Raw genomic sequence first — 11,533 nt, forward strand, 5'->3', positions numbered from 1 at the left:
CGTGTCAGGTGACGTTACTGGGAGACCTCACCGCGGATGAACTTCTCGACGTTCTCGCGGGCCTCGTCGTCGAAGTACTGAACCGGCGGGGACTTCATGAAGTACGAGGACGCGGAGAGGATCGGGCCGCCGATGCCGCGGTCCTTGGCGATCTTCGCGGCGCGGACGGCGTCGATGATGACACCGGCCGAGTTCGGGGAGTCCCAGACCTCGAGCTTGTACTCCAGGTTCAGCGGAACGTCGCCGAAGGCGCGGCCCTCGAGGCGCACGTACGCCCACTTGCGGTCGTCCAGCCAGGCCACGTAGTCCGACGGGCCGATGTGGACGTTGTCCGCACCGAGCTCGCGGTCACGGATCTGCGAGGTGACAGCCTGCGTCTTCGAGATCTTCTTGGACTCGAGGCGCTCACGCTCGAGCATGTTCTTGAAGTCCATGTTGCCGCCGACGTTCAGCTGCATCGTGCGGTCCAGGACGACGCCCCGGTCCTCGAACAGCTTCGCCATCACGCGGTGCGTGATGGTGGCGCCGACCTGCGACTTGATGTCGTCGCCGACGATCGGGACACCGGCCTCGGTGAACTTGTCCGCCCACTCCTTGGTGCCGGCGATGAAGACCGGGAGGGCGTTGACGAACGCGACCTTGGCGTCGATGGCGCACTGCGCGTAGAACTTCGCAGCGACCTCGGAACCGACGGGCAGGTAGCAGACCAGGACGTCGACCTTGCGGTCCTTGAGGATCTGGACGATGTCGACCGGGGCCTCGGCCGACTCCTCGATGGTCTGGCGGTAGTACTTGCCCAGGCCGTCGTGGGTGTGGCCGCGCTGGACGGTGACGCCGGCGTTCGGCACGTCGCAGAGCTTGATGGTGTTGTTCTCGCTGGCGCCGATGGCGTCCGAGAGGTCGAGTCCGACCTTCTTCGCGTCGACGTCGAAGGCGGCGACGAACTCGACGTCCCGCACGTGGTACTCGCCGAACTGGACGTGCATCAGACCGGGCACCTTGCCGGCCGGATCGGCGTCCTTGTAGTACTCGACGCCCTGGACCAGCGAGGCGGCGCAGTTGCCCACGCCGACGATGGCTACGCGAACCGAACCCATTCCGGTTGCTCCCTGTGTGTAATGGATGTTCCTGATGAGGACCCGCGGATCTGCGGGAACCTCACTTGGCGGTGTCGCCGGACGGATCCGGCGGGTTGTTACCCCGCCGGGGCAGGCCGTCCGGCTCTCCTGCGGTGTTCTGCTGAGCTGAGCCCTCGGGCGAGGATCGTCGCTGATCCCGTCCCGACCGCTCGCTCTCGATGAGCTCGTTCAGCCAGCGCACTTCGCGCTCCACGGACTCCATGCCGTGTCGCTGCAGCTCAAGTGTGTAGTCGTCGAGGCGCTCGCGGGTGCGGGCCAGAGAGGCGCTCATCTTCTCGAGGCGCTCCTCCAGCCGGCTGCGACGGCCTTCCAGCACCCGCATGCGCACGTCGTGCTCCGTCTGCCCGAAGAAGGCGAAACGAGCAGCGAAGTGCTCGTCCTCCCAGGAGTCGGGGCCGGTGTGCGAGAGCAGTTCCTCGAAGTGCTCCTTACCTTCTGCCGTCAACCGGTAGACGATCTTGGCGCGGCGCCCTGCCAGAGAAGAGGCGGGGGCGACCGCACGGCCGGCGCCGGGCGGAAGATCTGCCGGAACATTCCCCGGCTCCTCGATCAACCAGCCGTTGGCGACCAGCGTCTTGAGGCAGGGGTAAAGGGTCCCGTAGCTGAAGGCACGGAAGATCCCCAACGAGGTGTTGAGGCGCTTGCGCAGCTCGTAGCCGTGCATCGGGGACTCGCGGAGCAGTCCGAGGACGGCGAACTCGAGGATGCCTGAGCGTCTGCTCAACCTCGCCTCCTCCTTCTCCGAGTGCTCTCGCGTGACCCTGTGCCGAGCCGATGTACCGAGTCGATGTACCGAGCTGATGTATCGACTCGATACATCAGCACGATAGATCGGAGTGAGGGCTGCGACAAGGGGGGCCTTAGTGAGCGGCGTCACATCGCTAATTCGTAGCAACCGACTTGCGTAATTTGGGGTGAAGTTCGGCCCCAGGAGGGTTTTGACCGTGCGTAGTCTGTGCGGCATGCAGACCACCGGGAACCGTGTGACGTCCGAGCGCGTCAGTTTTCGCGGACTGACCGGATGCACTGCGGATGAGCCTGTCGCAGGGCTGGTCCGTAATTCGGGGGGACCGGATCTCAGCTGCCGCTTCCAGGCGATCTCGCCTGCCCGAGGAGTAGTCGTTCGATGAGCGAGCACCGTCGCAAGATGCCGCAACCGCAAGGTGGCGGGCGTGCCGCGGCCAGACGAGCCGCCCAGCAGTCCTCTGGGCGTCGCGCAGAGCCGTCACGCGGAGTAACGTCGGAATCACCTTCCGGTTCCTACGGCGAGGATTCCCCGTACGGCGGGCGCGCCGCGGCCAGACGGGCCGCGCAGCGCGGCGGTGGCCGCGGCGGCTCCGACGGCGGCGGCGGTGGCCGACGTCGTGGAGGCGGGGACGGCGGCCATGAGGGCCCCGGCCGTGGGCGTGGGCGCGGAAGCCAGCGTCCCGCCAAGAAGCGCATCATCGACTACCCGCGCGCCGGCAGGTACGGCATGCGGCGGTGGATGCCGTCGTGGAAGCTGGTCTCCGGGCTGTGCATCGCCTTTCTCGGCCTTCTGATGGGGCTCGCCGGCCTGGCGTACGCGATGGTCGCCAAACCTGAGGTCCAGGCGGCCGCGGAGGCGGAGAACAACGTCTACTTCTGGAAAGACGGCACGCAGATGGTGGCCACCGGCGGTGCTGCCAACCGCCAGATCATCGACTACGCCCAGATCCCGGAAGCGATGCGCAACGCCGTCATCTCGGCGGAGAACAAGACCTTCGACACCGACCACGGCATCGACCCGATGGGCATCGCCCGCGCCGTGTTCAACATGGCCAAGGGCGGCCAGACACAGGGTGGCTCGACGATCACCCAGCAGTACGTGAAGAACTCCCGGCTGTCCCAGGAACAGACCCTGAGCCGCAAGTTCGAGGAACTCTTCATCACGCTGAAGGTCGGCAGCGAGATGGACAAGAAAGAAATCATGGCCGGGTACCTCAACGTCTCGTACTACGGACGTGGCGCCTCCGGCATCCAGGCGGCGGCCCGTACCTACTACGGCAAGGACGCCAAGGAGTTGAATCCGAGCGAGTGCGCCTTCCTGGCCACCCTGCTCAAGGGGGCCAGCTACTACGACCCCGCGGGTGCCACGGAGGTCGACTCGGTCCAGGCGACGCCGGAGAAGAACACGGCACGGGCGATCAAGCGCTGGAAGTGGATCCTTGACGAGGAGGTGAAGGACGGCCGCATGGAGCAGTCGGAACGCGACAAGTACACCGAGTTCCCGATGCCCGACAAGCCGAAGAAGGACGCTCAGCTGGGCGGCCAGATCGGTTACCTCGTCGCGATGGCCAGGTCCAACTTCCTCAACAACTACGACATCACCCGCGATCAGCTCGACCAGGGTGGCTACGAGATCCACACGACCTTCGACAAGAAGAAGGTCGACCAGCTCAACAAGGCCGTCAAGAGGGTCTACGACGAGAAGATCGACCCCAAGAAGCGCCCCAAAACCGACACGCACGTCCAGTTCGGCGGCTCGTCGGTCAATCCGAAGACCGGTGCCATCGAGGCGATCTACGGCGGTGTGGACGCGACGAAGCACTACACCAGCAACGCCGATCCCACCGGCGCCGCGGTCGGCTCGACCTTCAAGCCGTTCGTGCTGGCGGCCGCCATGGAGTACGGCAAGCGGGATCCCTCGGGCGGCCCCGAGCAGAACGAGTCGCAGCGTACGAAGGTCTCGCCGAAGAGCATCTACAACGGCGACAACAAGCTGAAGATCAAGAAGTACAACGGCGACGTCTGGACCGACGAGAACGGCAAGGAGTGGCTCCAGGTCAACGACGGGGACGATTCGCTGGGCCCCGTCACCCTTCGCGAGGCGATGCGGGTGTCGGCCAACTCTCCTTACGTGCAGCTGGGCATGGACGTCGGAACCGACAAGGTGAAGGACGTGGCCCTCGCGGCCGGCCTGAAGGACGACAAGTACATGGCGAACGCGAGCGTGCCGTCGTTCTCCATCGGCACCTCCTCGCCCAGCGCGACGCGCATGGCCGGGGCGTACGCCACCTTCGCGGCCAGCGGCCAGCAGCGTGAGCCCTTCTCGGTGACCGAGGTGAAGAAGGGCGGCGAGGTGGTCTACCAGCACAAGGTGGTCGCCAAGAGCGCCTTCTCCAACATCATCGCCGACAACGTCACCGACGTCCTCAAGAACGTCGTCGACAAGGGAACCGGCACGCCCGCGAAACTTCCCGGACGGGACGTCGCGGGCAAGACGGGTACGACGGACGACAACCTGTCCGCCTGGTTCGTGGGCTACACCCCGCAGTTGTCGACCGCGATCAGCATGTACCGGCTGGACGACAACGAGAAGAACAAGGACCGCAAGTTCCTGAAGATGTACGGCACCGGTAACGAGACGTCGATCCACGGTGCGTCGTTCCCCGCGCAGATCTGGCACGACTACATGGCCGATGCGCTGGAGGGCCAGGAGAAGCTGTCCTTCCCGAAGCCGGAGCCGATCGGCGAGACGGTCTACGGCGGCGGCGCGAAGAGCCCCACGCCCACGCCCACGCCGACCCCGACCCCGACGCCGACCGAGACGGAGACCACCACACCGTCGCCGACCCCCGACGTCCCGACCCCCGACCCGACCGACACCTGCGGTACGTGGGACCTGAACTGCCAGAACAACAACGGCGGCAACTCCACGGGCTGGACCGACGGGGGCGCGGACGCGGGCACCACCGAGGGCGGGACCAGCGGCACGGACGCGGGGACCACCACCGGGACCACGGACGGCAGCGAGACCACCGGCGGCACCAGCCCGTCACCCGACACGGGCGGCAACGGGAACGGCAACGGGAACGGGAACGGGAACGGCTGGATCGGCGGCGGCGGGTAACGCCCGGCCGGCCGGACACCCGCGGGTCCGAACCGACCCGCACGAGGTGACCCGAGAGGCATGACGAGGGCCGCCGCACCCCTGGGTGCGGCGGCCCTCACCGTTTCGCGGCGGCCCTCACCGTTTCCACAGCCCGGTACGGCAGGATGTGCGGCATGCCAAGCGCAGAGGACACGAGCGTGCACCAGGAACGGTCCGTCGTACGGCCCACGCACCAGGACGAGGTCGCCGCGGCCGGCAGCGAGCTGATCGGCGGGAGGTCGGGTCGCTGGACCCGGCTCGGCAGCACCGCGCTCACGCCCGTGGGCGCGGTCGCGCTGGTGGCGATCGGGATGTTCGCGCTCGGCATGGTGCAGAAACTGCCCTGCTACAACTGGGCGTGGTTCAGGGGCGCGGGCTCCCAGTACACCCACGCCTGCTATTCAGACATCCCGCACCTGTTCTCCGGACGCGGCTTCGCAGAGGGCCTGGTGCCGTACTTCGACCGGCTGCCCGGCGACATGCAGTTCCTGGAGTACCCGGTCCTCACCGGCGTGTTCATGCAGATCGCCGCATGGTTCACCCCGGGCGGCTCCATCCAGGAGCAGGAACAGGCGTACTGGCTCGTCAACGCGGGCATGCTGATGATCTGCACCGCCGTGATCGCCGTGTGCGTCGCACGCACGCACCGCCGCCGCCCCTGGGACGGCCTGCTGGTGGCGCTGGCGCCCGCGTTCGCCCTCACGGCCACCATCAACTGGGACCTGCTGGCCGTCGCCCTCACCGCCGCGGCGATGCTCATGTGGTCCCGGAGCCGGCCCCTCGCGTTCGGCATCCTGATCGGTCTTGCCACGGCCGCCAAGCTCTACCCCGTGTTCCTGCTGGGCCCGGCCTTCATGCTGTGCTGGCGGGCCGGGAAGTGGCGGGAGTTCTCGGTGGCCACGCTCGGTGCCGCCGGCTCCTGGCTGGTGGTCAACCTGCCCGTGATGGTGTTCGCGCCCGAGGGCTGGAAGAAGTTCTACACCTTCAGCCAGGAGCGCTCGATCGACTTCGGTTCCTTCTGGCTGGTCATCACCCAGCGCACCGGCGAACCCATCGAGGTCTCCACGGTCAACACCGTCTCCACGCTGGCGACCGTCGGCCTGTGTGCCGCGATCGGGGCGCTGACCCTGGCGGCACCGCGCCGGCCGCGCTTCGCCCAGCTGGCGTTCCTCGTCGTCGCGGTGTTCATCCTCGTCAACAAGGTCTACTCACCGCAGTACGTCCTGTGGCTGATCCCCCTCGCCGTCCTGGCCAGGCCGCGCTGGCGGGACTTCCTGATCTGGCAGGCGTGCGAGGTCATGTACTTCCTGGGCATCTGGATGTACCTCGCCTACACGACGAGCGGGGACAAGCACCAGGGCCTGCCCACGGAGGGCTATCAGCTGGCGATCGTCCTGCATCTGCTGGGCACGCTCTACCTCTGCGCCGTCGTCGTACGGGACATCCTGATGCCGGAGCACGACGTGGTGCGGCGCGACGGCTCGGACGACCCGTCGGGCGGGGTCCTCGACGGGGCCGAGGACGTCTTCGTCCTCGGGTACGCGGCGGGACATCCGCCGCGCCATGCCGAGTTCGCCGAAACAGGACCGCGGGTGGAGTGGGGTACGGCGGGCACACCGGCCGCCGACTGAGCGGCCGGCGCGCCGGCGCCCCGGCGCCTCAGCGGTCGACGAGCCGGTCGAACTGGGTCGTCGTGTGACGCAGATGGGCCACCAGCTCGTCGCCCACCCGCGGCTCCTCCGCGTCCGAGGGAACGAACAGGATCGACACCTGCATGTGCGGCGGCTCGGCGAACCAGCGCTGCTTGCCGGCCCAGACGAACGGCGACAGATTGCGGTTGACGGTGGCAAGCCCCGCCCGGGCCACCCCCTTGGCACGCGGCATCACACCGTGCAGCGCCTTCGGGGCCTCCAGGCCCACACCGTGTGACGTACCGCCCGCCACGACGACCAGCCAGCCGTCGGAGGAGGCCTTCTGCTGCCGGTAGCCGAACCGGTCGCCCTTGACGACGCGCGTGACGTCGAGCACCGCGCCCCGGTACTCCGTCGCCTCGTGGTCGCCGAGCCACAGCCGGGTGCCGATGCGGGCACGGAAGCGGGTCTGCGGGAACTGCTGCTGGAGCCGGCCCAGCTCCTCGGCGCGCAGGTGGCTCACGAACATCGTGTGCAGCGGCAGCCGGGCCGCCCGGAGGCGGTCCATCCAGGCGATGACCTCCTCGACCGCGTCCGAGCCGTCCGTGCGGTCCAGCGGCAGGTGCAGGGCGAAGCCTTCGAGGCGTACGTCCTCGATGGCGGCGTGCAGCTGCCCGAGCTCCTCCTCCTTGACGCCGTGGCGCTTCATCGAGCTCATGCACTCGATGACGACGCGGGCTCCCACCAGGGCGTGCACGCCGTCCACGGAGGAGACGGAGCGGATGACGCGGTCGGGCAGCGGCACGGGTTCCTCGCCCCGCCGGAACGGCGTGAGCACCAGCAGATCACCGCTGAACCAGTCCTTGATGCGGGCCGCTTCGTAGGTGGTGCCGACCGCGAGGATGTCGGAGCCGAAGCGGATCGCCTCGTCGGCCAGCCGCTCATGGCCGAAGCCGTACCCGTTGCCCTTGCAGACCGGTACGAGGCCGGGGAACTGGTCGAGCACGGATTTCTGGTGCGCCCGCCAGCGCGCGGTGTCGACGTACAGGGAGAGCGCCATGGCCGGTCCGGAACCTTTCTGGTGGCTGCGGTGGGGTCGGAGGTGTGCGGTGCTTGCCGGAAGCGTCCTCTCGGGAGCTTCCGGACGAGCCCATTGAAACGAATGAAGCCGGTTTCGTCAGCCTTGTACGGCTGATCAGCGGCGCGACATGTAGATGTCGAGGGCCTTGTGGAGCAGCTTGTTGAGCGGGAAGTCCCACTCGCCGAGGTACTCCGCCGCCTGCCCGCCGGTGCCCACCTTGAACTGGATCAGGCCGAAGAGGTGATCGGTCTCGTCCAGCGAATCGGAGATGCCGCGCAGGTCGTAGACGGTGGCGCCCATCGCGTACGCGTCCCGCAGCATCCGCCACTGCATCGCGTTCGAGGGACGGACCTCGCGCTTGTGGTTGGCCGAGGCGCCGTAGGAGTACCAGACGTGGCCGCCCACGATCAGCATGGTCGCGGCCGCGACGTTCTCGCCCTCGTGACGGGCGAAGTAGAGCCGCATCCGGTTGGGGTCCTCGTTGTTGAGGGCCGTCCACATGCGCTGGAAGTAGCCGAGCGGACGCGGACGGAAGTGGTCGCGCTCCGCCGTGATCTCGTAGAGGCGCTGCCACTCGGCGAGCTCCGCGTAGCTGCCCTGGACGACCTCGACACCGGCCTTCTCGGCCTTCTTGATGTTGCGCCGCCAGAGCTGGTTGAAGCCCTTGTGCACGTCTTCGAGGGAGCGGTTGGCCAGCGGCACCTGGAAGATGTAACGAGGCTGTACGTCGCCGAATCCGGCGCCGCCGTCCTCGCCCTGCTGCCAGCCCATCTTGCGCAGCCGGTCAGCGACTTCGAAGGCACGCGGCTCGATGTGGGTGGCCTCGACGTCGCGCAGGCGCTTCACGTCGGGGTCCTGGATGCCGGCCTTGATGGCGGCGGCGTCCCAGCGGCGGATGACGACCGGCGGGCCCATCTTCACGGAGAAGGCGCCCTGCTGCTTGAGATGCGCCAGCATCGGCTGCAGCCAGTCGTTGAGATTGGGGGCGTACCAGTTGATGACCGGGCCCTCGGGCAGATACGCGAGGTACCGCTTGATCTTGGGCAGCTGCCGGTAGAGCACCAGGCCGGCACCGACGAGCTGGCCGCCCTTGTCGAACCAGCCCAGACTCTCCGAGCGCCACTCGGCCTTCACATCCGCCCATGCCGGGACCTGCATGTGACTGGCCGCGGGCAGACTCTGGATGTACGCCAGATGCTGCTCTCGGCTGATGGTCCTCAGGGTCAGGCTCATGCGGGGCGCTCCTCGGCAGGTGTGTCCCCATGGGTCAGGGGCTCCGGCTCTCGCGCCGAAGCCTACTGTGACCGGGAAGCGCGCGGTCTGGCCCCGTCGTACCCGTGCGGTCCCGGTACGGCGTACGGGGCGGCCCCGTCCGTGGACGGCGCCGCCCCGCAGGCTGCCGGGACGGTGCTGCGCCGGGGTCAGCTGATCACGCCGCCGAAGAGTCCGCCGTGGGCCATGCCCAGGAAGAACCCGAGGCCGGCCGCGCCCATGCCGACCAGCAGCGGGAACCTCTCCCGTGTGGTGGCGGAGATGTACAGCCCGTATCCGCCCGTGATGATTCCGACGAGCCCGGCCCACGAGCTGATCAGATGCAGGCTGTGGAACATCGCCGTCACGAACGCGAGGGCGCCGAGAGCCACCGTCACCGCCACCAGGGTGTCCTGGAGCGGGTGGGGCTTGCCGTCCGTCGCGAAGAGCGAGACGGCGGAGCGGGGGCGGGATCGCATTGCTTGTGCCATGGAGTACCTCCTGGCCGAAAGGCGGCGCTTCGTGGCGCCGCTCACACCCGATGTGTACAGATTGCGTCTCCTGACCACCGGATTTCAACCGGAAGCCGGTCAGCAGGTACGCTGTACGGTCTGCACCGGTGTCTGCCCAGGCCAGCACGGCCAGCCCCTCCTCGCAGGAGGGCGTTGTCAGTGGCGGCTGTTCTACTCGGAGACACTGTTGCTTACGCATCACGACCCTCCTGCCACGGAACGACCGTGGCCGCTGAGTCCAAAGGAGGTGGGTTCCACATGCGTCACTACGAGGTGATGGTCATCCTCGACCCCGATCTCGAGGAGCGAGCAGTCTCCCCGCTGATCGAGAACTTCCTCTCCGTCGTCCGTGAGGGCGAAGGAAAGGTTGAGAAGGTCGACACCTGGGGCCGTCGTCGGCTCGCTTACGAGATCAAGAAGAAGCCCGAGGGCATCTACTCGGTCATCGACCTGCAGGCCGAGCCTGCGGTCGTCAAGGAGCTCGACCGCCAGATGAACCTGAACGAGTCGGTCCTCCGGACCAAGGTCCTCCGTCCCGAGATGCACTGAGCTTCTAGCTCAGTGGTCATCGGGTTCGAGTAGCAACAAGCAGCCAGAAGCAATCCCCGCCGAGAGGTTCATCCATGGCAGGCGAGACCGTCATCACGGTCGTCGGCAATCTCGTCGACGACCCCGAGCTGCGCTTCACCCCGTCCGGTGCGGCGGTCGCGAAGTTCCGCGTCGCGTCCACTCCCCGCATCTTCGACCGGCAGACCAATGAGTGGAAGGACGGCGAAGGCCTGTTCCTCACCTGCTCGGTCTGGCGTCAGGCGGCGGAGAACGTCGCCGAGTCGCTCACGCGAGGCATGCGCGTTGTCGTGCAGGGCCGACTGAAGCAGCGGTCGTACGAAGACCGCGAGGGCGTCAAGCGCACGGTCTACGAGCTGGACGTCGAGGAAGTCGGCCCCAGTCTCAAGAGCGCCACGGCCAAGGTCACCAAGACCACCGGTCGCGGTGGCCAGGGCGGCGGCCAGGGTGGATACGGCGGCGGTCAGCAGGGCGGCGGTAACTGGGGCGGCGGTCCCGGTGCTGGTGGCCAGCAGGGTGGTGGCGGCGCTCCCGCCGACGACCCGTGGGCCACGAGCGCGCCGTCCGGCGGCCAGCAGGGCGGGGGCCAGCAGAGCGGCGGAGGCGGTTGGGGCGGAAGCTCCGGCGGTTCCGGCGGTTCTGGCGGCGGCTACTCGGACGAGCCTCCCTTCTAGGGCAGCTCGTACCCCCACTTCTTGATCACACAGGAGAAACACCATGGCGAAGCCGCCTGTGCGCAAGCCTAAGAAGAAGGTCTGCGCGTTCTGCAAGGACAAGACCCAGTACGTGGACTACAAGGACACGAACATGCTGCGGAAGTTCATTTCCGACCGCGGCAAGATCCGTGCCCGCCGCGTCACCGGCAACTGCACGCAGCACCAGCGTGACGTCGCCACGGCTGTCAAGAACAGCCGTGAGATGGCGCTGCTGCCCTACACGTCCACCGCGCGATAAGGGAGGGTGACCGAATCATGAAGATCATCCTCACCCACGAGGTCTCCGGCCTCGGTGCTGCTGGCGACGTCGTCGACGTCAAGGACGGGTACGCCCGTAACTACCTGGTTCCGCGTGGCTTTGCCATCCGCTGGACCAAGGGTGGCGAGAAGGACGTGGCGCAGATCCGCCGCGCCCGCAAGATCCACGAGATCGCCACGATCGAGCAGGCCAACGAGATCAAGACCAAGCTCGAGGCCGTGAAGGTCCGTCTGGCCGTTCGCTCCGGCGACGCCGGCCGCCTCTTCGGCTCCGTCACCCCGGCCGACATCGCTTCGGCGATCAAGGCCGCCGGTGGCCCGGATGTCGACAAGCGTCGCGTCGAGCTCGGCTCGCCGATCAAGACGCTCGGCGGACACCAGGTGTCCGTGCGTCTGCACCCCGAGGTCGCTGCGAAGCTCGGCGTCGAGGTCGTTGCTGCCTGATCGGGCCGCACCTCAGCAGAACAGTGAAGGGCCGCACCCTGA

12 protein-coding genes are annotated in these 11,533 nt (G+C 67.6%); 6 read left to right on the plus strand and 6 right to left on the minus strand.

Going from position 1 to position 11,533, the window contains the following annotated elements:
- Positions 1-14: 14 nt before the first annotated feature.
- The 3 genes from ACIQMX_RS19910 to ACIQMX_RS19920 form a co-directional block, all read right to left on the minus strand.
- On the minus strand, positions 15-1,097 hold the full coding sequence (locus tag ACIQMX_RS19910; RefSeq protein WP_363066924.1) for an inositol-3-phosphate synthase: 1,083 nt from the start codon (positions 1,095-1,097) through the stop codon (positions 15-17).
- A 61-nt stretch (positions 1,098-1,158) separates the two neighbouring features.
- Positions 1,159-1,863, minus strand: a complete 705-nt coding sequence (locus ACIQMX_RS19915) for a PadR family transcriptional regulator (RefSeq protein ID WP_328895112.1) — start codon at positions 1,861-1,863, stop codon at positions 1,159-1,161.
- A gap of 522 nt (positions 1,864-2,385) precedes the next feature.
- Entirely contained in the window at positions 2,386-2,526 is a 141-nt protein-coding gene (locus ACIQMX_RS19920; RefSeq protein WP_363066923.1) for a hypothetical protein, read from the minus strand.
- A gap of 99 nt (positions 2,527-2,625) precedes the next feature.
- Here ACIQMX_RS19920 and ACIQMX_RS19925 point away from each other — a divergent pair, with 99 nt between their 5' ends.
- Both ACIQMX_RS19925 and ACIQMX_RS19930 read left to right on the plus strand, forming a co-directional pair.
- The gene (locus tag ACIQMX_RS19925; protein WP_402479766.1) at positions 2,626-5,010 is read left to right on the plus strand and encodes a transglycosylase domain-containing protein; all 2,385 of its coding nucleotides are present in this window, start codon (positions 2,626-2,628) and stop codon (positions 5,008-5,010) included.
- Between the two features lie 155 nt (positions 5,011-5,165).
- Entirely contained in the window at positions 5,166-6,662 is a 1,497-nt protein-coding gene (locus ACIQMX_RS19930; protein WP_402479769.1) for a glycosyltransferase family 87 protein, read from the plus strand.
- Positions 6,663-6,690: 28 nt separating this feature from the next.
- Here ACIQMX_RS19930 and ACIQMX_RS19935 read toward each other — a convergent pair whose 3' ends face one another.
- The 3 genes from ACIQMX_RS19935 to ACIQMX_RS19945 form a co-directional block, all read right to left on the minus strand.
- Positions 6,691-7,722 (minus strand): alanine racemase, encoded by a 1,032-nt coding sequence (locus tag ACIQMX_RS19935; protein WP_402479772.1) that lies wholly within the window; start codon positions 7,720-7,722, stop codon positions 6,691-6,693.
- 135 nt (positions 7,723-7,857) lie between these two features.
- Positions 7,858-8,976: a peptidoglycan bridge formation glycyltransferase FemA/FemB family protein gene (locus ACIQMX_RS19940; protein WP_219569104.1), complete on the minus strand. Its 1,119-nt coding sequence runs from the start codon at positions 8,974-8,976 to the stop codon at positions 7,858-7,860.
- A gap of 188 nt (positions 8,977-9,164) precedes the next feature.
- Positions 9,165-9,485 (minus strand): hypothetical protein, encoded by a 321-nt coding sequence (locus tag ACIQMX_RS19945; RefSeq protein WP_363066920.1) that lies wholly within the window; start codon positions 9,483-9,485, stop codon positions 9,165-9,167.
- A gap of 279 nt (positions 9,486-9,764) precedes the next feature.
- Between ACIQMX_RS19945 and rpsF the strand changes: the two genes are divergently transcribed.
- The 4 genes from rpsF (at position 9,765) to rplI (ending at position 11,491) form a co-directional block, all read left to right on the plus strand.
- A complete protein-coding gene (rpsF, locus tag ACIQMX_RS19950; RefSeq protein ID WP_359131588.1) occupies positions 9,765-10,055 on the plus strand; it encodes a 30S ribosomal protein S6 in 291 nt (96 codons plus the stop codon).
- Between the two features lie 74 nt (positions 10,056-10,129).
- Complete coding sequence (locus ACIQMX_RS19955; RefSeq protein ID WP_363066919.1) at positions 10,130-10,747, plus strand: single-stranded DNA-binding protein; 618 nt, start codon at positions 10,130-10,132, stop codon at positions 10,745-10,747.
- Between the two features lie 43 nt (positions 10,748-10,790).
- On the plus strand, positions 10,791-11,027 hold the full coding sequence (gene rpsR / locus ACIQMX_RS19960) for a 30S ribosomal protein S18 (protein ID WP_003967857.1): 237 nt from the start codon (positions 10,791-10,793) through the stop codon (positions 11,025-11,027).
- Positions 11,028-11,044: 17 nt separating this feature from the next.
- Entirely contained in the window at positions 11,045-11,491 is a 447-nt protein-coding gene (gene rplI / locus ACIQMX_RS19965) for a 50S ribosomal protein L9 (protein ID WP_311311380.1), read from the plus strand.
- Positions 11,492-11,533 lie beyond the last annotated feature (42 nt).

The sequence above is a fragment of the Streptomyces sp. NPDC091416 genome, assembly GCF_044756845.1.
Taxonomy (GTDB): Bacteria; Actinomycetota; Actinomycetes; order Streptomycetales; family Streptomycetaceae; genus Streptomyces.

What these genes read in the sequence shown, in the direction of transcription:
- ACIQMX_RS19935 (WP_402479772.1), bottom strand. Translation starts at nt 7,722, where the DNA reads ATGGCGCTCTCCCTGTACGTCGACACCGCGCGCTGGCGGGCGCACCAG.
- ACIQMX_RS19930 (WP_402479769.1), top strand. Translation starts at nt 5,166, where the DNA reads ATGCCAAGCGCAGAGGACACGAGCGTGCACCAGGAACGGTCCGTCGTA.
- rpsF (WP_359131588.1), top strand. Translation starts at nt 9,765, where the DNA reads ATGCGTCACTACGAGGTGATGGTCATCCTCGACCCCGATCTCGAGGAG.
- ACIQMX_RS19925 (WP_402479766.1), top strand. Translation starts at nt 2,626, where the DNA reads ATGCCGTCGTGGAAGCTGGTCTCCGGGCTGTGCATCGCCTTTCTCGGC.
- ACIQMX_RS19955 (WP_363066919.1), top strand. Translation starts at nt 10,130, where the DNA reads ATGGCAGGCGAGACCGTCATCACGGTCGTCGGCAATCTCGTCGACGAC.
- ACIQMX_RS19945 (WP_363066920.1), bottom strand. Translation starts at nt 9,485, where the DNA reads ATGGCACAAGCAATGCGATCCCGCCCCCGCTCCGCCGTCTCGCTCTTC.
- ACIQMX_RS19940 (WP_219569104.1), bottom strand. Translation starts at nt 8,976, where the DNA reads ATGAGCCTGACCCTGAGGACCATCAGCCGAGAGCAGCATCTGGCGTAC.
- rplI (WP_311311380.1), top strand. Translation starts at nt 11,045, where the DNA reads ATGAAGATCATCCTCACCCACGAGGTCTCCGGCCTCGGTGCTGCTGGC.
- ACIQMX_RS19920 (WP_363066923.1), bottom strand. Translation starts at nt 2,526, where the DNA reads ATGGCCGCCGTCCCCGCCTCCACGACGTCGGCCACCGCCGCCGCCGTC.
- ACIQMX_RS19910 (WP_363066924.1), bottom strand. Translation starts at nt 1,097, where the DNA reads ATGGGTTCGGTTCGCGTAGCCATCGTCGGCGTGGGCAACTGCGCCGCC.
- rpsR (WP_003967857.1), top strand. Translation starts at nt 10,791, where the DNA reads ATGGCGAAGCCGCCTGTGCGCAAGCCTAAGAAGAAGGTCTGCGCGTTC.